The sequence below is a fragment of the Ralstonia sp. NFACC01 genome, from assembly GCF_900115545.1.
Taxonomy (GTDB): Bacteria; Pseudomonadota; Gammaproteobacteria; order Burkholderiales; family Burkholderiaceae; genus Ralstonia; species Ralstonia mojiangensis.
The window spans coordinates 607692-629672 of the sequence record NZ_FOWV01000003.1 but is presented as its reverse complement, the minus strand read 5'-3'; the positions used below and the strand labels follow the sequence as shown (position 1 = coordinate 629672).

Sequence of the window (21981 nt, the reverse complement as noted above, 5' to 3'; positions counted from 1 at the left end):
GCCGCATCAGCGGAACGTCCAGAACCGGTGCAGTACGAAGGTCAGCGGCGGCACCGTCGACAGGATGCCCGCTAGCCCGATCCAATAGCTCAGGCCCAGCGTCTGCGCGCACCACGAAATCGCAAGCGTCAATGCCAGGCCGAGCAGCGAGACGGCGTAGAAGCGCAGGAAGTTGGCGCGCGCCGGTTTGGCCGAAAAACTCCACAGGGCATTGAGCAGGTACGAGCACACGTTGGCGCAGACAAAGGCTGCGCCGTTGGCTGTCACCTGCGTTGCAGAGACACCGCTGATGAGCGCAGTGGCAATGGCCACATGCACGCCAGTGGCGATAACGCCCGAGACTCCAAAACGGAACATGCGGATCAGCAACATGCGATCCGGCAGCGGCAGTGCGCCTGCCAGTGCGTTCATGACGCTCGATTCTGCGTGTCGCATGATGCGTCTCCGGTTGGCATCAACGCCGGGCTGCGTGGTTGCGCTGGCGTTCTCCCTGCGGCTGGCGCGGTCGGGCGCTGGCAATCGGAATCACCTGCCGGCTGTTGCTGCCTTGCACGCGGCTGCGTGGGCGGCGCTCCTGATAGCGGCGTTTCACCAGGTAGATGGGGCGACCCTTGGCTTCGTCATAGATGCGGCCGACGTATTCGCCGATCATCCCCAGGCCGATCATCTGCAGCCCACCAAAGAACAGCATCAGCGACAGCTCTGAAGCGTAGCCCGGCACCACCACACCGAAGATCATCGTGCGCAGGATGATGAACGCGCCATAGCAGAACGCCAGCGCGGCAACCAGCGCACCGAGGTACGTCCAGCTACGCAACGGCAGCGTGCTGAAACTCGTGATGCCTTCCAGCGCGAAGTTCCATAGCCGCCAGCCGGAGAACTTCGACGTGCCTGCGCTGCGTCTCTCGCGTTCGTACTGCACGATCACCGTGCTGAAGCCCACCCACGCGAACAGGCCCTTCATGAAGCGATGCCGCTCCGGCAACTGCTTGAGCGCGTTCACCACGGCACGGTCCATGAGGCGGAAGTCGCCCACGTTCTCGGGCAGCTTCAGGTCGGACAGTCGATTGTGGATGCGGTAATAAGCGGCGGCAGTTACTCGCTTGAGGAACGAGTCGCAAGCGCGGTTGGCGCGCTGTGCGAGCACGACTTCGGCGCCCTTGCGCCAGTGCGCGACCAGCGTGGGGATCAACTCCGGCGGGTCTTGCAGATCAGCATCGATGGGGATCACGGCATCGCCCTGTGCCTCGTCCAGGCCGGCGGTAAGCGCGGCTTCCTTGCCGAAATTGCGGGTCAGGTCGACCACGCGCACGCGCGGGTCGGCATGTGATACGGCAACCAGCTTGGCGAGTGTGTCGTCGGCGCTGCCGTCGTTCACGCACACGATCTCGAACTGCATGCCGTCGATCGATTCCAGGATCGGCACCACGCGGGCGAAGAACAAGTGCAGTGCATCGCCCTCGTTGTAGAACGGTACGACCAGGGAAAGCAGTGGCGGGTCGTGAGGGTCTTGATGGTTCGGCTGCATGACTTCCCCAAAAACTTTGATGACGATGTGCAGACCTATGGCTGGTCTGTCAGTGGTTATGCGGTGGTGCGCGCGTTGGCGCCTGCCGGCATGCTTGCTGCTGATGCCAACCCGGGCTTGGCTTCGGTGGCGATGCGTACTCGCGCGTGCGTGAGCGTTCGGTGCACGATCATCGCCATCATGGTCACCAGGAAGAACGGCCCGACCTGCGGCAGATGAAACAGCGGATTGGTGAACTCGAACACCGGCAGCAGCCACGCTGCAACCAGCAGCCCGCGCTCCGTGCTCGACAGGCCGAAGCGAATGCCATGGCGGATGTAGCCCGCAATCGCCACGACAAGCCAGGTCAGCTCATACGCCCGCACATACGGCGAGATCAGCAGCGTGGCGGTTGCCAGCGCAGCAACACGCAGCCCCGTATCGTTCGTGCGGCGCCATACGGCGGCGGTGGCAAGCATGGCCAGCACAGCGACCGACACCTGAATCGCATAGGCCAGTTTGATACCGATGCCGGCTGCGCGCGCGGCCGCCAGGAACGTCGGCATGACGTACCACGCCGTGCCGCCGTGCTCGACGAGGTTGGTCTCGGCCCAGTGTGCGCTCTGGAAGAAGGCGGGCACGGTGTCCCACCCGCAGACGGCAATGCTGATGGCGCCGAACAGCACCGCGGTGACTGCCGCGCTTGCCATCGTCTTCCATGCGCGGGCGACGAGCAGCACCACCGGAAACAGCAGCGCCAGTTGCGGCTTGATGGCCAGCAGGCCAATGGCCACGCCAGCCAGCACGGGCCGCTTGTCGAGCCAGGCGACGGCTGTAGCGGCCAGCCCAGCGGTGAGCATGGAGTTTTGCCCCATCAGCACCGTTACGAACACAGCCGGCGAGCTGACCACCGACATCCACGCATGCTGACGCGCGTCCACCTTGTCACCAAGCAGCCCGGTTGTGGCCTTCACATAGAGGCCGCCGGTGGCCAGCATGAACAACAGATAACTCGGCCACAGCGGCAGCAGCGACAACGGCAGCACCACCAGCAGAAAGGTCGGCGGATAGAGCCACGGCAGAATGCGCTCGCTGCCCGCTTCCAGCGTGCCGAATTGGTTGATCACCACCATGATCTTGTCGATGTCGTAGGCGTGCAGCGGCTGACCATGGAGCGCGATGTGCGATGCGCCCCAGAAGACGGAGAAGTCCGACGCGGGCCCAGTGATCCGCGTATCCGTGAAGCCGTTCGTCACCCAGGCTCCCAGCGCAAAAATCAGCAGGAACACGGCCAGCATCACCTTGCTGCCCTTACGCACCGTGTTGGCGTTGATCCAGTGGCGATCGGCCATCGGCGGCTCGTGTTCTTGTTGTGACGACTGGACCATGGCGCTTTCCCCGTGGATGCTCTGCGTGCCTAGTTCGCGAGGCGTGGCGGCACGTAGGCGCCGTAGTTGGTGCCGGAACCGCCTCCGCTGACCTTCGTGTTGGTTGTGAAGTTGCCTTCGATGTAGGAGTGTGTGCCGTTGGTGAAGATCCTCGTGATCGTGAAGCCCGCAAACGCGACCACGGGCGAGCTTGATCCGGGGACGACGTTGGCCACCACGGGCATCGTCACGGTGTAGGGCAGTGGAGGAATTGCGTTATAGACGCTGGTTTTCACGCCGGTGGAGATGTTGATGCTGTCACCGATGCTGACGGTGGTCGGGTTGCCGCTCGTGACCAGACCTTTTTCGGTGTTGGCATCGGTGGCGCCCCCAAAGCCGGTCCACTCGCCGCTGGCGCAGGTCGGGCTGCTGGCAGGGTAGCTGGCGTCGATGTCGATTACGTAAGGCTTGCCGGTCGATGGGTCGATCAGTGGCTGATTGGTGGTGTAGTTCCAGTACAGATCGAACAGGCACTTGTTGAGCGCCACCGGAAACAGTGCGCCGGGATTGGCCGTGCCGGGCGCAGCCATGACGGCGACTGCCGTGGCGCGGATATCCGCCGTGCCGCCACCAAACACCCAGGTGAGCCAGCCCTTTACAGCGCCACCGTTGACACCCGAGGCGCGGGTAATGGTGACCTGCACACCCGGTACGTCGTTGGTTCCCGGCGTGATGGTTTGTGCTTGCATGCCAGCCGGGCTGCCCGTCAGGTTCCAGTAACCCGCGACCACGGTGCCGGTGGCGAGTTGCGTCCCATCGGAGGCATTCAGCTGGACCGCGTTTGTGCCTTTCGTGACAGCGTTGGTCCACTGCGGCGTGGGGTTGGCCGGATACAGCCCGGCGGCACCGGCTAGTGCGGCGGCATCTGCGGCGTTCTGCAGCTCATTGCGCACCACATACAAATGCGCGACATCGACGGCGATGGCGCCAACCGACAGAAAGACAACCAGCAGCATCGGAGAAATCAGCCCGATGGCGCCGCGTTGCCGAAGGGTAAGGGTTCGCTTGGTCATGACATACCTCGCACAGTGCAAGAGCTGCGGGTTACTCGCAGAGCATGGTGGTCTGCGCGCTCATCGCCAGCGACCCGGTGAAGGGCGCCAGGCGGCCCAAGACCAAACCCGTGAACGTGTACGACACCGTGACGGTGAGCGGGTTACCGCTGGCCGAGCACGTGGTGACTGCGCCGACGGTGCAATTGGAGGCGGCGCCGAACGTTACGAGCCGGTTCTGGCAGTAGTTGGTTGCCACGCTCTGGATCTTGGTGCTGGTTGGCACCGGCGAGCTGAAGATCACACCCGCCCGCGCTGCCTCACGGCTCGCGTTGGTGATGACGGCCTTGTCGTACCACGCCGCGCCAAATTCGACGATGCCGAACACGACCAGCAGCAGGATCGGAAAGACCAGGGCAAATTCGACACCGGCGGCGCCGCGCATCTTGCGCGTGCGGGCAGGGCGGTGCGCGGTACGTTGGAAGGCACGGGAGCGCATGATGGTCTCCTTGAAGCGATGGCGGGGTCGGCTGTTTGACTTCGATTTATTGCTGGGCCGCGACCGAGCGCAGTGCGCCAATCACCTGGATGGCAGCGGGGCCCAGCAGCACGACAAACAGCGACGGGAAGATGCAGAAGATCAGCGGGAACAGGATCTTGGTGCCGATCTTGGCGGCGCGCTCTTCCGCCAGCATGTGGCGCTTGGTGCGCAGCATGTCCGAATGCACGCGCAGCGATTCCGCCACGCTGGTGCCGAATCGGTCGGCCTGGATCAGCATGGCCACCAGCATGCTCACGTCTTCCACACCGGTGCGGGCGGCCAGGTTGCGCAGGGCCTTTTCACGTGCGAGGCCGGCACGCAGTTCGAGTGTCAGCAGTTCATACTCTTCGGCCAGCGCCGGGCGTGCGGTGCGCATTTCTTCCACCACGCGCAGCACGGCGGCATCCAGCCCGAGGCCTGCTTCCACGCACACCATGATGAGGTCCAGGCTGTCCGGGAACGCTTCGAAGATGTCGCGCTGGCGGCGGCGGATCTTCGCGCGCAGCACGATGTTCGGCAAGTAGAAGCCAAGCAGCGCCGCGGCGAACAGCACGCTCAGGAATTCGTTCTGGTGGTTGGCGTCGAAGCGCCCCAGCAGCGCCACCGACAGCAGCAGCGGCAGCCCGATCGCCAGCAGCGTCTTGATGCCGAAGTAGATGGCGGGTGCATCCGGCGAGCGCCAGCCGGCATGCACGAAACGCAGGCGCAGGTCGGAGGCGTCCCAGCCGTCTTTGGGCAACGACGCCTTGGCCAGCGGCTTGGCGATCTGGCTGATCTTGTGCAGCCAGTCGTTGGATTTGTCCTGCGGCACGAGGCTCGGTGCCTCACGGTCAATTTGTCCGAGGCGCCGCTGCAGCGCACTCGGCCGCAGCACGTTGAGTGCGACCAGCACCGCGCCAAACACGATGATGAACGTGCCGCCAAGCAAGACTGTCTGTGCGATCTGCATGTCCGTTCAGGGTTGCCCCCGCCTCCGAATTCTGTTCTGTGCTCTATGGCGCTGATGTCGTGTCAGATGTGGATGCGTACGATCTGGCGGATCCACAACACGCCCACGCAGGTCATCACAATGGCGGTCCACATCATTTGAATGCCGGTCGGGTCTTTCCACAGCGTGGACATCAATTCCGGGTTCAACTGGTAGACCACCACCGCCATGCCGGGCGGCAGCGCGGTCAGGATCCAGCCGCCGAGCCGGCCCTCTGCAGACAGCACGCGCACCTTGTCGAGCAACTGCAGGCGCTTGCGGATGAGCGAACCCACGTTGTCCAGGATCTCGGCCAGGTTGCCCCCCGATTCACGCTGGATGAGGATGGCGATCACCAGGTAGCGCAGGTCGTCCACCGGCACGCGGTCGATCAGGCCGGCGAGTGCATCGTTCAACGAGACGCCGTAATTGATCTGGCCGAACACCATCGCCAGCTCGGTGCCGATCGGCTGCGGAAGTTCATCGCCGGCCATTTCCAGTGCGCTCGGCAGCGAGTGGCCGGCACGCAGCGCACGGCTGATCAGATCGGTCGCCTCCGGCAGCTGCGCTTCGAGCTTCATCAGCCGGCGCGTGCGTCGATGCAGCACATAGAACAGTGGCAGCGAGGCACCCGCAGCGGCCAGCGCAGCCGATGCCACCCATGGCGGGTTGAGCGTTGAGATACCGATGACTACCGCCACCGGCGCGATGAGGGTGAGCGCCAGAAACCGCGCGACCGACCAATCGAGCCCCGATTGCAGCAACAGCAGGTCAAGCCGATTGACGCGCGGCAGCTTGCCCAGCAGCGCCGCCACTTCCTGCGATTCCGCCAGCACGCGCTGCTTGAGAATGCTCTCGTCGGCGCCGTGCCGTGCGCTGCTGAGCAGGGCCATCTTCAGCCGCTGGCTCAGGCGCTTGGCAGTCTGGCTGTGGCGGCTGTCCCACCACAGATACACACCCGATACGCCCAGCGCAATGGCCACGAAAACCGAGAGCGTGAAACCGATCACCATGGTGTCCATGTCGGTTCTCCTTTAAACCTCGTATTGCACTGAGGGGTCGTACAGCGTCTCGGGCAGATGGATGCCGAAGGCCTGCAGACGTTCCGAGAATTTGGGCCGCACGCCCGTCGCGCAGAAATGGCCCTTGATGCGGCCGTCTGCGTCGATACCCTTGCGGCGGAAGGTGAAGATCTCCTGCATGTTCACGACTTCGCCTTCCATGCCGGTGATCTCTTGCACGCTGACCAGCTTGCGATTGCCGTCGGTCAGGCGCGTGACCTGCACCACCACCGTCAGTGCGGAGGTGATCTGCTGGCGCATCGTCTTGGGCGGCAGCTGCAGGCCCGCCATGCTGACCATGTTCTCCAGCCGGGTCAGTGCATCGCGCGGCGTGTTCGCGTGGATGGTGGCGAGCGATCCTTCGTGCCCGGTGTTCATTGCGTGCAGCATGTCGAGTGCTTCGGCCCCGCGTACTTCGCCGAGGATGATGCGATCTGGCCGCATCCGCAGTGCGTTTTTCACCAGCGAGCGCTGGGTGATCTCGCCGCGGCCCTCGATGTTGGCCGGGCGCGTTTCCAGGCGCAGCACATGGTTCTGGCGCAGTTGCAGTTCGGCCGCATCTTCAATGGTGACGATGCGCTCGTTCGTGGGGATGTAGCCCGAGAGGATGTTGAGCAGCGTCGTCTTGCCGCTGCCGGTGCCGCCCGAGATCAGGATGTTGAGCTTGGCCTTGACCATGGCGTCGAGCAGCTGCGCCATTTCCGGCGTCATCGTGCGGAAGTTGATCAGGTCCTGGATCGTCAGCGGGTTGACAGAAAAGCGCCGGATCGACAACAGCGGCCCGTCAATGGCCGAGGGCGGAATGATCGCGTTGATACGCGAGCCGTCGGGCAGCCGTGCATCCACCATCGGGCTGGATTCATCAATGCGGCGGCCGACGCGCGACACCATCTTTTCAATTACGCGCATCAGGTGTGCGTCGTCGTGGAACGTCACGCTGGTCAGCTCGAGCTTGCCGCGGCGTTCCACGTACACGTACTGGTGTGTGTTGACCAGGATGTCGGAGACGGTCGGGTCTGCCAGCAGCGGTTCGAGCGGGCCGTAGCCGAGCATCTCGTCCTGCACGTCGGAGACAAGGCGGCGGCGTTCACTCTCATTGAGTTGGTGCTTGCCTTCGTCGACGATCTGTTCGACCAGTTGCGCCAGCTCGCGCTTGATCTGCTCGGGCGTGAGATGCTGCAGGCGGCTCAGTTCAACGCGGTCGATGATGATCTGGTGCACATCCTGCGCCACCTGCTGATAAGCCGCGCTGGTGTGGCCGTTCGAGCCGTTGGCGTACGCAACACGCTGGGGTAGTGCCTCGCCGGCTTGCTGAAAGAGTTGTTCTCGCAATGACATGATGGGCTCCACGCGATCGATGGGTTAGGCACTTGTCAGGCGCTTGTTAGGCTCGTACCGGCGCCGGCACTTGGTTGGCATGGCCGAACAGCTTGCGCAGCAGGCCGTCGCGCTGGTGCTGCGTGGCAGGAAAGAGCTGGCGCGCCATGTCCATCAGCGCGCGGCTGATATGACTGTTCTCGGCCATATCGAGCACGGGCCGGCCCTGGTTGACGGAGTCGCGTACGGCGGTCGGGTCATACGGCAGCACATGCGAGACGGGCATCCCGAAGGCGCTTTCCATGGTGTTCTGCGTCAACGGAACGCGCTTGTCGTACTGGTTGACGACGAGCTTCAGCCGTTCTGCTCGATAACCGAGCGAGTGGCATATCTCCATCAGGCGCCGGCCGGCGCGCAGGTAGGCGAGGTTCAGTTGCAGCACGGCGTAGATCACGTTGCTGTGGTCCAGCACCAGGATCGACGCCGGGTTGATGTCCTGCCCCAGGTCAAACACCACCACGTCATACATCGATGCGGCCAGCGTCAGCAGACGTTCCAGATGCATCGCCTTGATCTCGCCCGCCTTGATCGGATCACCCGCGCCGGCCAGTACGTCGAAGTTCGCGCTGACGTGCGTCACGCAGGTATCGAGCAGGGAGGCATCCAGGCGGTCGATCTGGTTGCAGACGTTGGCCAGCGTTGCCGGCGGGGTCTGGTCGGTCACCAGGAAGGCGGCGTCGCCGTATTGCTGACAGAGATCGACCAGCAGCACATGCTTGCCGTGCCGGGCGCTGAGCACATGTGCAAAGTTGGCGGCGGCGAAGGTCGTACCGCTACCGCCCTTGCACGACAGAAACGACAGAACCTGGCCTTCGTTGCGCGAGCCGGACAGCGCATGGCTCGTGCAGCGTTGCAGCTCGTCGCGAAACTCGTGCGCATCGGGCGGCCAGGGCAGCACGCATTGCACGCCGGCGCGCATGGCACGCATCAGCAGGTCGGCAGACGGGTTCTCCGTCAGCAGCATGCACAGCGTGTCGGGGCGGTCCGTCGTCAGCCGGCGAAGTTGTTGGATGTCGTCGGTGCTGAAGCTGGCCGCTTCCAGGATCAGCAGATCGGCACCCTGCGCAAGACCCGGTTGGCCGAGTGCCTGGGCCGGGGCAGTGCACGTGCGCTGAACGACGTGGCTGGTGGCCTGTGCAATCAGCCCTGCGAGGTATTGCAGGTGCGATTCGTCGGCGGATACGAGAGCGATCTTGGCCATGGCCGGGCTCCTGTGAGCGTCTGGTGACGCGCCGCGCGAGGCGGCGCGTTTTCCTCTTTCTGCGTTCTTGCGTGGTGCGATCTACCGGTTCTGTGAATCCAGGCTGCTGCCCGAGCCCACACCCACGGTGAAGGCGCTGACGTCGGCCGACGGTTTCACGAACTGCGTGTTGTAGCGGTCCATCGCGGCGGTGGCGGCACGCCCGTCGACGCCAGTCACCGGATCGGCGTTTGCCGATGCATTCGGGTTGAGCGTCTGCATGGCCTGCACCGAGCGGACGGCCTCACCGAAGTGCTTGTCGTACACCGGAGTGGTTGTCATGCACCCGGTCAGGGTGAGGGCGATTGCGCTGCAGAGTCCCGCCCGCGCCAGCTTCGAAGTGATGTTCATGATTCGTCTCCTTGAAGGTCGTGCGGTCGGTTCAGTCGTGGAAGGGCTGTTCGCCCATCGACACGAAGCGGCGTGCGTCGGGTGCCGGCGCCATGGCGGCAGGCGCGGGCGGTGTGCCGTTGTCGGCCGGTGCTGCAGGTGCCGTGGCGGCTGCGGGTGCTTGCGCTTCGGCTGCGGTGTCGGCTGCAGCAGATGCGCTTGCGGCGGGGGCTGGCGCTTGAACAGGTTCGGCGGCGGGCATTGCGGCGGCGGTTGCGGTTGCAACTTCCGCGGCCTTCGGTGCCGGCAGTGCGGAAGCCGGTGCCGCCGTGGCGGCCGGTGCCTTGGTCGGCTTGGCCTTGTGGCCTTCCATGTTGCCGTTGAGCAGGATCTCGCCGGTGTTGACCTGGCCGAATGTGTCGGTCGGCAGCGGGTAGTCGGCAGGCAGCGGCTTGACCAGGCGCGGCGTGACCACGAACACCAGCTCGGTCTGGTCTTGCTGGAAGCTCGTGCTGCGCGCCAGCGCACCGATCACAGGCAGCTCGCCAACACCGGGGATCGCCTTGAGGCTGCCCGTGATGTTGTTCTTGATGAGCCCGCCGATGGCAAAGCTCTGGCCGTCATGCACCTGCAGCGTGGTGGAAGCGCGCCGGGTGGTGATCAACGGCAGGATCTGCGTGTTGTTGCTGTTGGGCGCAGTCACCGCCACGCCCGTCGGCGACAGCTCGGATACCTCCGGCGACACCTTCAGGTTGATGCGGCCGTTTTCCATCACCGTGGGGGTGAAGCGCAGGCCCACGCCAAAGGTTTCTTCCTGCAGGATGACGGTGCTGGTTCCGCCCACGGCGGCACCTTGCGCCACCGGAATGAACACCTTGCCGCCGGCGAGGAAGCTGGCTTCCTGCCCGCTGATGGCCATCAGGCTCGGCTCTGCCAACACCTTGACGAGCCCGTCGCCCTTCTGTGCATCGAGTGCAAACTTCAACGGCAGACGGTTGTTCTTGCTGAAGTTGACGATGTCGTTGGAGCCCGACAGGAAGTTGGCGAGCGCGCCCACCGACCAGCTGCCGAAGGCACCGGCCACGTTCAGCGCGGAGCCCATCTGGTCGATCAGGGTCTTGGAGACTTCCGCCACCTTCACTTCCAGCATGACTTGTTGCGGGGCTTCCACCGCCATCATGTTGATGATGCGCGGGCTGCGCAGCGGCGCACCGTTCTGACCGCCCGCATTCATCTGGCCGGCGGCTTGTTGGCCACCGCCGCCTTCTTCACGCACGGGACCACGCGACTGACGTGTGACAAACGCATTGGCGATGTCCACGATCTTCTGCGCCTGCACCGAGTCGGTCACCGTGCCGCCCAGCACGATGCTGTCGGCTGCGGCGGAGACTTCGACGTTCTTTGCACCCGGCACCAGGCGGCGCAGTGCAGCTTGCAGGCCGGCCGGGTCAGCGCCCACCGACACATCGATTACCGTGCACGATCCACTGCGGCCCTGCACGATCATGTTGGTGGAACCGACTTCCAGCCCCAACACGTACAGGGTCTGCGGTGAGACCAGCATCGCCTGCACCACGCGCGGGTTGCCCACGGTGCGGCTGCGTACGGGTTCGGGCAACTGCACCATCGTCGACTTGCCGATGGGGACGGTCACCTCACTGTGTTCGCGCATGGCGCCGGTGCAGTTCGGTCCTTTCGGTGTTGAATCGCGGCTGGCTTCAGCGTTGCTTGCGCTGCCGATGGTCAGCTGGATCGGCCCGCTGGCCGACATGCGCATCGGCTTGGTTGGTGCCGCCGCGTTGTTGGTCAGGATGGCGGATTCCACGCCGACCTGCGCGTGCGCCGCACCTGCCCAAAGCCCCCCCAACATGGCCACTGCGGTTGCAGTCGCCTTCATGTACGTCCCCATGCAGCGTGTCTCGCCGCGTTGCGTGATGAGTCGGTTCATGGTGATCCCCCAGATTGGTTGTTCTGCAAGACAAGGCCGGTTATGTGTTGCCTGTGACCGTGCCGGAGCCCTCTTCCTGGGGCCTTTGGTCTGTTCTTCCTGTTTTCTTGTTGATCGTTGCCCGCGGGTTCCGTGGCGCGTTTCGCTTTAGAAGCACTCGGCGCTGTGATCCACGCCGGCAATCACGCCGATGCAGTTGCCGGGTGCGCGCTGCACAGCAGCCACGCGGCGTACCACCTGCACCGTTTTGACCACCGGCACCGCCACGGCAGCCGTGATGGCGGGTTCCTTGAGCAGCGTGCTCTTGGTCGCGCCATTGGTATCTGCGGGTTGCGGGTCGATCTGGTTGCGCAGCACCAGAGAGAGCGTGCCTACGCTGCGTGCGAGGTCGAGCTTCTCGGCTTGTTCGGGCGTGACTTCCAGCGTGACGGCGTTCACGACCTTGGGTTTGGTGTCGTCGCGGTTGACCTCTTGAGCGACGGCCAGCACCAGGATCTTTTCCAGCACGATCTTCGAGATCGACTGATCGGACCGATCGCCGGCCACCGGCTTGCCGTCTTTGCTGTCTTGCAGCGTGTTGACGATGATGTCGACGTAGCTGCCCGGCAGTGCGAAGCCCGCCACGCCCACGACGTCATTCACACGCACGGTGATGGCCCGTTTGCCGTCGGCAATGACGGCCGACAAACCGCCCGCCGTGCCTTGCGGCGTCAGCTTCGATTCCAGCACCGGCTCGCCGCGTGTCAGGCTGGCGCGCACGACGCGGCCGCTGAGGGCTTGCATGTCGGAGATGGCGCCCGGCGGCAGGCTGGCGGTGGGCCAGTCCACCACCTTGACGAAGTCCGGCGACAGGCGCTGGCCGAGGTCGATATCGGCTGCGGCCACCGCCACCTTGGTAATGCCGCTGCTGCTTTGCTGTGTGAGCCAGCGCGAGGCAAAGACCACCGCCGCAAGGCCGGCGATCGTGGCAATCAACAGCATGGAGAGAATGCGCAGGTTTTTCATTTCCCAACCCCACTCAGATGGTTCTCAATCCCACCGCCACTTGGTCCGAAGACACGTGACGGGCATGCACGGCCGGCCAATGCGCCGGTCGGCCGAAGACGACGGTAGAGAGGGAGGTGCGTGCCAGGACGGACGTGGCCCGCAGGCATGGCGATGGGGCGCCGCGCAGGTCCTGGCTTGCCCGATGGTGCGACTGGATTGACGCATGTCACTTCTCCCCGGTCCTGGACCGTTCTTGCGTGGTCCTTGATGCCTCGTATGTCTGGCGCGTGCCTGGTGGCGTTCATTCCGTCAGGCTGTCTGCGGCGACGCCGTGTGCTTGTCCAGCACCGCATCGGCACGCGTCAGGTGTTCCCCCCTCGGCTACAACACTCCCCACTTCACCAGCAACGTGCCTGCGGCAAACGCCACCGCGTACGGCAACTGGATCGTTCCGCTGCGCTTGCCCCCGGTTTCTGGCGAAGGCACGGCCTTGCCGCCGAATGGCAGCGACATCAGCAGCGTTGAAACCCCTGCAAACGAGCGTTGCGCGTCACGGCGCAGCAACACCATGGCAAGCGCGAGCACCCCGCCTGCCAGAAAACTCACGAAGGCAATGTGGAAGGCGCCGAAGGGCCCCATGAAGGCGCCGATCGCGCCCATCAGCTTTACGTCACCGGCGCCCATGCCACCGAGCAGGTAGACACCGATGCAAAGTCCCATGCCCACTGCTGCGCCACCGAGCCAGGCAAGCGCGCCTGCGGTGAAGCCTTGTGTGAGGCATTGCGCGAGAAGCGCAGCGACGAGGCCCGACGCCACCAGCCAGTTCGGGATGCGGCGCGAGCGCACGTCGCTCGCTGCGGCTATCACGATGAGCACGATCAGGCTGAGGTTCGCCAGGGTGCTCAGGCTTGTCATGGTGGTCATCTCGGGTTCCTCTCGGGCCATTGTTCTGGCTGTCCGCGCGGCATCGGGCGCCGCGGGCCAGCTTGTATTCCGCCGGATCAGGCCCGGGGCTGCCGGACCTGACCTGGGCGCACTGGCACTGCTCAGGCGGCGGCCGTCGACAGCTGGGTTGCGATCGAATTCCAGATGGCGCCGACCGCGGTCTTGACGGTGGTCCCGTAGGTCACCATCACCAGAGCCACAAAGGCCAGCAGCAGTGCGTATTCCACGCCGGCTGCACCGTCTTCTTCGCGCACGAAACGCTTGATCATGGCTTTCATTTCAATCTCCTCACGTCATGGTTCAAGGAAAGGCGCACCGCTGAAGATCGGGCGCTGGGTTCTGGCCAGACAAGCCGGCCAAGGCCAAACCGGGGGTTCCGGAGATCGTGTGCGCACGCCGGTGCCACACCGGCGCAAGGCCAGCATGTTCCGGAGCACAACAACACCAAGAGGCTCCCCCGACTTCACCAGTCTCAGGGCTCGCACCGGCGTGGCCGCTGGTGCTTGCTCGCCCGGGCATCGCCGCAAATCGCAGCAGGTGCCCACTGGGCGCCGTGGGCTGGTCCACCATTCCTCCAGGGACCGGCTCACGCCTGAAAGTGCAACAACTTCCGTGTTCACCGCAGACGCTCCCAGCGGTTTGCTGGTCTCTGCAGCCGGCTGGCCTCTTTGTGCCAGCGCGTTCACAACTTCCCCGTACGTCTTCTGTTCTGTTCGCTGCGCTGCTCGTCTGGCATGCGCTGTGTGCTACCGGCCCGTGGTGCGATTGCGCGCTACCCAGGCCTTGGAATATCAACCACCCGAACCACCGCCCTGCGAGCCCGATGATCCGAACCCGCCGGGTGTCATCAATACCGATGCCGCGTTGCTCCAGAAATCGCCCACGCTGGTTTCGACGCTCGCCATGACGGCAATCAGCACCAAAGCCACCATCACCAGCAACAGGGCGTATTCCACGCTGGCTGCACCGGTCCGGCGGCATTTGATGTGTTGGTCTTTGGTTTCCACGTCCCACCCCCTCAGGTGTGCGTCGATTCTGTCTTGTCTTTCCGAAACACCGTGCTGCTATGTCGGCGGGAGCAACAGAGCGACGAACGTGCCATTGCCGCTAAGTCCTTGATTTTCAATGGCTGGGCAGCCGTGCCAGCGTCTAGCCCAGGCAATTGGCCGGTGCTTGTTTCCCAAGCGTTACGCGCACTTTGTGCCGATTGCGATACAGCAAACGATGCCGCCGAATTAATTTGCGCAAACGCCAAACGTAAAAGTGACGCAGACGCGTTGTGCACCGCAAAAAGCCCCGGGTAAGCCCGCAGCCGTGCCAGTCACATCAATGCGTGCATTGCTGAAACATGCGGCCTCTGCCGAGACAAGATGCGATGCATCGGTGTCGTCCGGCGCGGCGTGGCCGCGAGGCGTCTTAGGGAGCGCGTTGCAGGAAAAGAGGCGTGCTTTATCGGGGAGGTGGCCTACGGCAGAACCGCGGCCTGAGCTTGACGCCTGATGCGCCGATGGCCATTCCCTCGTATGGAAGGATTAGGCGCGCGACCGACAGGGGTGACGCGGCCGGCCATGTCAAAACCGTTTCAGTTCTGAAACATGGCTCGGCACGGCCGGGGAAGAAACGAATAAAGCGTAGCGCCGTTACAGCACGATCGGCCGGTCGCTCAGCTCATTGGTGCGCGGCGTGCCATCGGAAGGCACGTGTGCGGCGAGGAGGTCGTTGATCTGCGCCAGCGCATCGAGCACCGGGGTCATGCTCACGCGCTGGGCAAAGCCGCGCGTGATGGTCTCGCAGATGGTGCGCCACGTGTGCGCGTCGACTTTCGCGGCGATCCCGTGGTCGGCCAGGATCTCAACCGCGTGGTCGGCCAGGTTGATGTAGAGCAGCACGCCTACGTGCTCGCGCGTGTTCCACACCTCCAGCAGCCCGAACAGCATCCGGGCGCGGTGACGCGGCGATACACCAGCCCACGCGTCGCGCATCGGCAGCGAGCTTTCGATGACGACGCGCACTTCGCCGCGATGGCGTTGTTCGCCTTCGCGCACGGCGGCTTCGAGCTTTTGCAGTTCTGCCGGCGGAAACGCGCGTCTGGCGTGCGACGAGGTCGTCAGCAGATGGGTGAGGGCACGCCGGGCGCCGCGGTGATGTCGGGTCGTGGAAGCCATGGATGTGTTTACCGGTTACCAGTTGCCGGAGGCGCCACCGCCACCGAAATCACCACCACCCCCGCCGCCAAAGCCGCCGCCTCCACCGCCTCCGCCGCCAAAATCACCGCCTCCGCGTCCCCAGCCGCCCAATCCACCACCCAAGCCGCCGATGGTGCCAGGGCCCCACCCGCGATTGCCCATCATCACGCGCGAGCCGGGCCGGCCGGGCATGCTGCCGGTCACGCGCCCGCCCGACCGCATGGCCGCGCTGAGCACGAAGAACACGATGATCGCGAGCGGAAACAGCACGGGCAGCCAATCGCCGATGCCGCCACCGGATTGCTGGCGCTTTGCCCGCTCAGCCGGCGGCAGGCTCTCTTGCGCAATGACGGTCTGGATGGCCGAGATGCCCGCTGACAGCCCGCCGTAGAAATCGCCCTGGCGAAAGTGCGGCGCCATCACGTCCTGCAGGACGCGCTTTGATTGCGCATCCGTCAGCGCCCCTTCCAGCCCGCGCCCGACCTCGATACGCATCTTGCGCAGCGACGCCGGGTTGTCCTTGGCGATGAGGATGATCGCGCCGTCGTCCACGCCCTTGCGGCCGGCCTTCCACGCATCGGCCACGCGGATGCCATACGCCTCGATGGGTTCCGGCGCAGTGGACGGCACCATCAGCACGAAGATCTGACTGCCGCGCTGCTGTTCGTAATCGGCCAGCACCTGTTCGAGCGCGCTTTTCTGCTCGACGCTGAGCGTGCCGGTCAGGTCGGTTACGCGCGCAGCCAGAGGCGGTACGGCCACCATGTCGCTTTGCGCGCGCGCAGGTAGCGCGGCGGCCAGCCACAGGGCTGCAGTCAGCAGGAAGGCGAAGCAGGCACGCGCGCGTATCGACATGATCGTCAGCTCGTCAGAACTTCACCGCCGGGGCGGTGGAGATACCTTTCTCGTTCTCGACAGTGAAGTTCGGCTTGACCTGGTAGCCCATTACCTTGGCCGTCAGGTTGGTCGGGAAGCTACGCGCAAGCACGTTGTACTCCTGCACCGATTTGATGTAACGCTGGCGGGCCACCGTAATGCGGTTCTCGGTGCCTTCCAGTTGCGATTGCAGATCGCGGAACGACTGGTCAGCCTTGAGCTGCGGATAGTTCTCCGACACCGCCATCAGGCGCGACAGCGCGCTCGAAAGCTCGCCCTGCACCTGCTGGAATTTCTGGAACGCCGCCGGATCATTCAGCACCTCCGGCGTGATCTGGAAGCTGGTGGCTGCGGCCCGGGCCTTGGTCACCGCTTCCAGCGTGTCCTTCTCGTGCGAGGCATAGCCCTTGACCGTGTTGACGAGGTTCGGAATCAGGTCCGCACGACGCTGGTATTGGTTGACGACCTCGGCCCAGGCGGCCTTGGTGGCTTCATCTTTTGCCTGGAAATCGTTGTAGCCGCATGCAGACAGGAACGGCGCAGCCAGCACGGCCAACGACAGCGCAAGCCAGCGCAGTCCCGAAAAACGCGTCGAACGGAAGGTCAGGGCAGGGGTCATGAAGTCCTCTAGATCTGAATCTGAAAAGAATGTGGCATGAGACCGACATCGTCGCATGTCGTTTCAGCGCACTTTAGCTTATGCGCTTGACGCTCCAGTCACACATCAGTACGGTATGGGGACTTTTTTGACAATTTCCATGCGCGCGATTTCCCCTTTCTCGTCGATCTGCACGGCACCGGCATTCAGCCTGTCGGCCGTGTCGACGCTCGCGCGCGCCAAAAAAGCCACCAAACAGCCGCTCGTCTGACCGGAGCGCTGTTCCGTCAGATGGGCGACGGAACAGCGGTTGACCGACACGTTAGACACGGTTGCCTCTCACCCGCATCTCGCGGGCCTGCATTCCCGAAGCGCTTCTGATGGTTTTTGACCGGTCGTTGATTCGTCCAGGAGTGTTGTCGTGCTTGAAAATTCATCCACCAATCTGTCCACCCGCGAACGTCCGTCTTATGCGGGCATCTGGGTGCCCATCGTGACGCCGTTTGCCGATGACGCCGCGCGATCGGTCAACTACGGCGCACTGTATACGTTAGTGGTGCGCTATCGCGCGTTGGGCGTTGCCGGCTTCGTGGCGTGTGGCAGTACCGGCGAAGCCGCAGCGCTGACTGATCAGGAACAGGCGGACGTGCTCGATACGGTACGCGCCGCCGCTGACGGCTTACCCGTAGTGATGGGCGTCTCGGGCAGCGCCCTCGCGTCCGTACGCGAGCGGATGCTGCGCCTCGCTGAGCATCGGCCGGCAGCGTTTCTGATTCCGGCGCCTTCCTACATTCGTCCGTCGCAGCGCGGGATCATCGAGTACTTCACTGCATTGGCCGATGCTTCGCCCGTGCCGGTGCTGCTGTACGACATTCCGTATCGCACCGGTGCAAACATCGACACCGAAACGCTGCTTGCGCTGGCGGCACATCCCAACATCCACGGCATCAAGGATTGCGGCGGTGATGCTGACAAGACGCAGCGCGTGATTGCCGACGGCCGGTTGCAGGTGCTGGCGGGGGAGGATGCGCAGGTGTTCGGCACGCTGTGCGCAGGCGGCGTGGGGGCGATCATTGCTGCGGCGCATGTCCGCACGGAGCTGTTTGTTGAGATGGCAAGGGCGGTGCAAGAACAACGGTTGAACGATGCGCGGCGGTTGCATCATGCGCTGGCGCCGGTGATTCGGTTGCTGTTTGCTGAGACGAATCCGGGGCCTTTGAAGGCTTGGCTGGCTGCTGAGGGGTTGATTCGGAATGTGTTGCGGGCGCCGATGATGGGGGTTTCTGAGGGTTTGGGGAGCGAGTTGGCGGAAATGGCTCGGAGGGTTTGAGTTTTTTTGTTGGTGGTCCATCCCCCTTTCGTTCCCTGCCGGGCACGACCTACTTTTCTTTGGCAAGACAAAGAAAGTGAGTCAGCCCCGGCAGGGGATGAAACCAGGGGTGCCCCACCAAGGCTCATCCCAAGAAAACAAAAAAACTCAAACAGCCTTAAACGCCTTCCGAGCCGCCTCAAAAGTAGCGTCCAAAATCGCATCATCATGCGTGGAAGACACAAACCCGGCCTCAAACGCAGAAGGCGCCAGATAGACGCCTTGATCCAGCATCGCGTGGAAGAACGCATTGAAGCGCCCAACATCGCTCTTGGTCACTTCTGCAAAGCTCGTCGGGACGCCTTCGCGGAAGTAGATGCCGAACATGCCGCCCACGCTGTCTGCGGCAAACGGCACGCCAACTTCACGTGCAATATCGGCCAGCCCATCCACCAGCTTGCGTGTTTGCGCGGCCAGTCGGTCGTGGAAACCCTCCGCCGCAATCAGCCGCAACGTGGTCAGCCCTGCCGCCACGGCCAGCGGATTGCCCGACAACGTTCCTGCCTGGTAGACGTTGCCCAGCGGCGCCAGGAACCCCATGATGTCGCGGCGGCCACCAAACGCCGCGGCTGGCATGCCGCCGCCAATCACCTTGCCCAGGCACGTCAGGTCCGGCTTGATGCCGTATAACGCCTGCGCGCAACCGAGCGCCACGCGGAAGCCCGTCATCACCTCATCAAAGATCAGCACGGCGCCGTGCTCGGTACACAGCGAACGCATGGCCTGATGGAATTCGTTGCTGCCACGCACGAGGTTCATGTTGCCGGCCACGGGCTCGACGATGACGGCGGCGATTTCCTTGCCATGGCGGGCAAAGGCCTCGCGCAGTGCGGCCACATCGTTGTACGGCAACACCATCGTGTGCTTGACCACGTCTTCCGGCACGCCGGCGGAAGAGGGCGCGTTCTGCGTCGTATCAGCAAACGTCAGCAGGCCCGAACCGGCTTTGACCAGCAGGCTGTCTGCATGACCGTGGTAGCAGCCCTCAAACTTGACGATCAGGTCGCGCCCGGTAAAACCGCGCGCCAGGCGCAGGGCGCTCATGGTTGCTTCGGTACCGGACGACACCAACCGTACCTGCTCGATCGACGGCACGAGCTTACAGATTTCCTCGGCCATGACGACTTCAGCCTCGGTGGGCGCGCCGAACGAAAAGCTGTCGGCCGCCACCTCCTGCACGGCACGGACGACATCCGGATGCGCGTGGCCAACGATCATCGGACCCCAAGAGCCCACGTAGTCGATATAGCGGGTGCCGTCCGCGTCCCACAGATACGGGCCGGCCGCTTTGGCGATGAAGCGCGGGGTGCCGCCCACCGAGCGGAAGGCGCGCACCGGCGAGTTCACCCCGCCGGGAATGGTCTTCTGGGCACGTTCAAACAGGGCGGCGCTGCGGGAGGGAGTCGACATGGAGGGTTTTGGAAGAGAGCGTGGCGCCGAGCAGAGCGGCGCTGCGGCACGGTTTAAAGGCTGTTCAAGGCGATTATGCGGTGGTTTGCCGCAGATCCGGGTTGGATGCAGTCAAACACCTTGTCTGCCCGGCGCGTGTTCTGGCGCACCCGGGCGTGATTCGGTACCATCTGGCCTGCCATTTTAATAGACGGAACCCATCGAAGCTTTGCCCTATGGAACAACAGATTGAATACAAGACGTGGATGTGCCTGATTTGCGGCTGGATCTACGACGAAGAACAAGGCGCCCCGGACGACGGCATTGCGCCCGGCACGAAGTGGGAAGACGTGCCCATCAACTGGACGTGCCCGGAATGCGGCGCGCGCAAGGAAGACTTTGAAATGGTGCAGATCTGATTCGGATCTGACCTGTCTCCCGTCAGCAAGTGAGCGTTTGCCCTCTTGCTGACAGCCAAGTATCAGGAAGTGACGGTTCGATGAATCGGCTCGTCGCTTCCATGCCACAAGCGCTCGGCGGACGGCCGGCGCCATTGACGGCGAATAGGTGACTTGTCACACTTCGTCAAATTCTGAGCTTCACACTTCATAAGCGGGCCGGGGGGCGTAGTTTTGAAGTCGTCGCCAGCGTGGGCCCTTTCCGTTTGGAGGGCACGCTGCGCGGCGATTTGCCGCGATCCATCCGGTCAGAATGTCGTGGCGACCCGTGGTCGCGCACTGCGAGAACATGATGCAATCCGCGCGGGTGGAACAACTGGCTGACTCTCAACTGCTGGCGAACTCTCCGCTGGCGCATTCCCTGACAGGCTGCAAGGTGCTGGTGATCGACGATTCCAGCACCATCCGCCGTACCGCGCAGATTTTTCTCACCCAAGCCGGGTGCCAGGTTGTGCTGGCCGAAGACGGCTTCGACGCACTGGCCAAGGTGGGTGACCTGAAGCCCGATCTCGTATTCTGCGACATCCTGATGCCGAATCTGGACGGCTACCAGACCTGCTCGCTGATCAAGAAAAGCCCAAAGTTTCATGCCACGCCTGTGATCATGCTGTCTTCGCGCGACGGAATTTTCGACCGTGCGCGGGGCAAGTCGGTCGGGGCGGTTGACCACCTTGCCAAGCCGTTCTCGAAGGAAGCGCTGCTGGAGGCGGTCCAGACGCATTTGCCGGTGGCGCCAGCTGCCGCGCAGTGATGGCATCTCTCTTAACGAAGGACTGTTTGTATGGCAATCAAGAAAGTGTTGGTGGTCGATGATTCTCCGACCGAAGCGCTGCACCTGTCGGAGATCCTCGGCAAGAACGGTTTCAAGGTGACGGTCGCTGCCGATAGCGAGCAAGCCATGACCAAGCTCGAAGCCGAAACCTTCGACCTGATCCTGATGGACGTTGTGATGCCAGGCCAGAACGGCTACCAGGCGACCCGCGCCATCAAGAAGGACGAGCGCTTCCAGGGTATCCCCGTGATCATGTGCACGACCAAGGGTCTGGAGACCGACCGTGTGTGGGGCATGCGCCAGGGCGCATCGGACTACATTGTCAAGCCGGTCAAGGCCGAAGAGCTGCTCGAGAAGATCGCCAAGCTGGCGCAGTAAACCTGCGGCAGTTGGCCAATCGTTATCCAACCGCGCGCAACGCCTGACATGGCGTACAGCACAGGACATGAGCCAGACGTGAACGAACAGCGCACCAACCTGACCTCCCGCCAGCGCCTGCATGAATACCAGGCGATGCTAGCCCGCCGCCTCCAAGAGGCGCGCGCCAAGTCGTCGACGGAAGGCTTTCTGGGCGTGCAGATCGGCGAGCACCACTGGCTTCTGTCGCTGACCGAAACCGGCGAAGTGCTGGACTACCAGCCGCCTGCACGCGTGCCGCTCACGCAGCCGTGGTACCTCGGTCTCGTGAACGCGCGCGGCAACTTGCTTGGTGTGATCGATTTCGGCCTGTTCTGCGGTGAAGCGCCGACGGGCAGCGGCAGCGGCGCCAAGATCGTGGTGCTGTCCAAAGACCCGCAGCGTGCGTGCGCAATCGTTGTGCCGCGTGTGGCGGGACTGCGCAGCCTGAGCGATCTGCAGCCCGCCGAAGCCACCGTGGAAGAGGGGCGTCCTTGGTTGGGCCGCGCCTGGTGCGACGTGCACGGGACGCAGTGGCGTGAACTGGATGTGCGGCAGTTGCTGGCCGATCCGGCGTTTCTGCAGGTCGGCCGCAGCCGCACATAAAGCGATTGG

25 protein-coding genes are annotated in these 21981 nt (G+C 63.7%); 5 read left to right on the top strand and 20 right to left on the bottom strand.

The window, feature by feature from the left end:
* Positions 1-6 precede the first annotated feature (6 nt).
* The 19 genes from BM136_RS10940 to BM136_RS10850 all read right to left on the bottom strand — a co-directional run bounded on the left by BM136_RS10940 (position 7) and on the right by BM136_RS10850 (position 17303).
* Positions 7-435, bottom strand: a complete 429-nt coding sequence (locus BM136_RS10940; protein WP_092971842.1) for a GtrA family protein — start codon at positions 433-435, stop codon at positions 7-9.
* Positions 436-454: 19 nt separating this feature from the next.
* Positions 455-1528: a glycosyltransferase family 2 protein gene (locus BM136_RS10935; protein WP_092971841.1), complete on the bottom strand. Its 1074-nt coding sequence runs from the start codon at positions 1526-1528 to the stop codon at positions 455-457.
* A 56-nt stretch (positions 1529-1584) separates the two neighbouring features.
* Positions 1585-2859, bottom strand: coding sequence for a glycosyltransferase family 87 protein (locus BM136_RS10930; RefSeq protein WP_254775653.1), 1275 nt, complete (start codon positions 2857-2859; stop codon positions 1585-1587).
* 65 nt (positions 2860-2924) lie between these two features.
* The gene (locus tag BM136_RS10925; RefSeq protein WP_092971839.1) at positions 2925-3947 is read right to left on the bottom strand and encodes a TadG family pilus assembly protein; all 1023 of its coding nucleotides are present in this window, start codon (positions 3945-3947) and stop codon (positions 2925-2927) included.
* A gap of 31 nt (positions 3948-3978) precedes the next feature.
* On the bottom strand, positions 3979-4425 hold the full coding sequence (locus BM136_RS10920; protein WP_092971838.1) for a TadE/TadG family type IV pilus assembly protein: 447 nt from the start codon (positions 4423-4425) through the stop codon (positions 3979-3981).
* A 46-nt stretch (positions 4426-4471) separates the two neighbouring features.
* On the bottom strand, positions 4472-5416 hold the full coding sequence (locus BM136_RS10915) for a type II secretion system F family protein (RefSeq protein ID WP_092971837.1): 945 nt from the start codon (positions 5414-5416) through the stop codon (positions 4472-4474).
* Between the two features lie 62 nt (positions 5417-5478).
* Positions 5479-6456 carry a type II secretion system F family protein gene (locus tag BM136_RS10910; RefSeq protein WP_092971836.1) on the bottom strand — a complete coding sequence of 326 codons (978 nt, stop codon included), beginning with the start codon at positions 6454-6456 and terminating at the stop codon, positions 5479-5481.
* Positions 6457-6468: 12 nt separating this feature from the next.
* Positions 6469-7833, bottom strand: coding sequence for a TadA family conjugal transfer-associated ATPase (locus tag BM136_RS10905; protein WP_092971835.1), 1365 nt, complete (start codon positions 7831-7833; stop codon positions 6469-6471).
* Between the two features lie 46 nt (positions 7834-7879).
* The gene (locus tag BM136_RS10900) at positions 7880-9073 is read right to left on the bottom strand and encodes a CpaE/TadZ family protein (protein ID WP_092971834.1); all 1194 of its coding nucleotides are present in this window, start codon (positions 9071-9073) and stop codon (positions 7880-7882) included.
* A gap of 81 nt (positions 9074-9154) precedes the next feature.
* On the bottom strand, positions 9155-9463 hold the full coding sequence (locus BM136_RS10895; protein ID WP_092971833.1) for a hypothetical protein: 309 nt from the start codon (positions 9461-9463) through the stop codon (positions 9155-9157).
* A 31-nt stretch (positions 9464-9494) separates the two neighbouring features.
* Positions 9495-11390: a type II and III secretion system protein family protein gene (locus BM136_RS10890; RefSeq protein ID WP_092971832.1), complete on the bottom strand. Its 1896-nt coding sequence runs from the start codon at positions 11388-11390 to the stop codon at positions 9495-9497.
* Positions 11391-11537: 147 nt separating this feature from the next.
* Positions 11538-12395 carry a Flp pilus assembly protein CpaB gene (gene cpaB / locus BM136_RS10885; protein ID WP_092971831.1) on the bottom strand — a complete coding sequence of 286 codons (858 nt, stop codon included), beginning with the start codon at positions 12393-12395 and terminating at the stop codon, positions 11538-11540.
* Positions 12396-12758: 363 nt separating this feature from the next.
* On the bottom strand, positions 12759-13292 hold the full coding sequence (locus tag BM136_RS10880) for an A24 family peptidase (protein ID WP_092971896.1): 534 nt from the start codon (positions 13290-13292) through the stop codon (positions 12759-12761).
* Between the two features lie 131 nt (positions 13293-13423).
* Positions 13424-13600, bottom strand: a complete 177-nt coding sequence (locus BM136_RS10875; protein ID WP_027678035.1) for a Flp family type IVb pilin — start codon at positions 13598-13600, stop codon at positions 13424-13426.
* 513 nt (positions 13601-14113) lie between these two features.
* Positions 14114-14329 carry a Flp family type IVb pilin gene (locus tag BM136_RS10870; protein WP_092971830.1) on the bottom strand — a complete coding sequence of 72 codons (216 nt, stop codon included), beginning with the start codon at positions 14327-14329 and terminating at the stop codon, positions 14114-14116.
* 633 nt (positions 14330-14962) lie between these two features.
* Positions 14963-15487, bottom strand: a complete 525-nt coding sequence (locus tag BM136_RS10865; protein ID WP_092971829.1) for a TPM domain-containing protein — start codon at positions 15485-15487, stop codon at positions 14963-14965.
* A 15-nt stretch (positions 15488-15502) separates the two neighbouring features.
* A complete protein-coding gene (locus BM136_RS10860; RefSeq protein ID WP_092971828.1) occupies positions 15503-16363 on the bottom strand; it encodes a TPM domain-containing protein in 861 nt (286 codons plus the stop codon).
* Between the two features lie 13 nt (positions 16364-16376).
* Positions 16377-17003, bottom strand: a complete 627-nt coding sequence (locus tag BM136_RS10855) for a LemA family protein (protein ID WP_092971827.1) — start codon at positions 17001-17003, stop codon at positions 16377-16379.
* Between the two features lie 105 nt (positions 17004-17108).
* On the bottom strand, positions 17109-17303 hold the full coding sequence (locus tag BM136_RS10850; RefSeq protein WP_254775652.1) for a hypothetical protein: 195 nt from the start codon (positions 17301-17303) through the stop codon (positions 17109-17111).
* A gap of 100 nt (positions 17304-17403) precedes the next feature.
* On the opposite strand from BM136_RS10850, the gene dapA reads away from it, so the two are divergent.
* A complete protein-coding gene (dapA, locus tag BM136_RS10845) occupies positions 17404-18312 on the top strand; it encodes a 4-hydroxy-tetrahydrodipicolinate synthase (RefSeq protein ID WP_092971825.1) in 909 nt (302 codons plus the stop codon).
* 147 nt (positions 18313-18459) lie between these two features.
* On the opposite strand, the gene hemL is transcribed toward dapA, so the two are convergent.
* Positions 18460-19761: a glutamate-1-semialdehyde 2,1-aminomutase gene (gene hemL / locus BM136_RS10840; protein ID WP_092971824.1), complete on the bottom strand. Its 1302-nt coding sequence runs from the start codon at positions 19759-19761 to the stop codon at positions 18460-18462.
* A gap of 215 nt (positions 19762-19976) precedes the next feature.
* Between hemL and BM136_RS10835 the strand changes: the two genes are divergently transcribed.
* From BM136_RS10835 to BM136_RS10820, 4 genes are all read left to right on the top strand, one after another.
* The gene (locus BM136_RS10835) at positions 19977-20159 is read left to right on the top strand and encodes a rubredoxin (protein ID WP_003261842.1); all 183 of its coding nucleotides are present in this window, start codon (positions 19977-19979) and stop codon (positions 20157-20159) included.
* A 292-nt stretch (positions 20160-20451) separates the two neighbouring features.
* Entirely contained in the window at positions 20452-20949 is a 498-nt protein-coding gene (locus BM136_RS10830; protein ID WP_092971823.1) for a response regulator, read from the top strand.
* Positions 20950-20979: 30 nt separating this feature from the next.
* Entirely contained in the window at positions 20980-21348 is a 369-nt protein-coding gene (locus tag BM136_RS10825) for a response regulator (RefSeq protein WP_004629647.1), read from the top strand.
* 78 nt (positions 21349-21426) lie between these two features.
* The gene (locus tag BM136_RS10820) at positions 21427-21972 is read left to right on the top strand and encodes a chemotaxis protein CheW (RefSeq protein ID WP_092971822.1); all 546 of its coding nucleotides are present in this window, start codon (positions 21427-21429) and stop codon (positions 21970-21972) included.
* Positions 21973-21981: the final 9 nt, after the last annotated feature.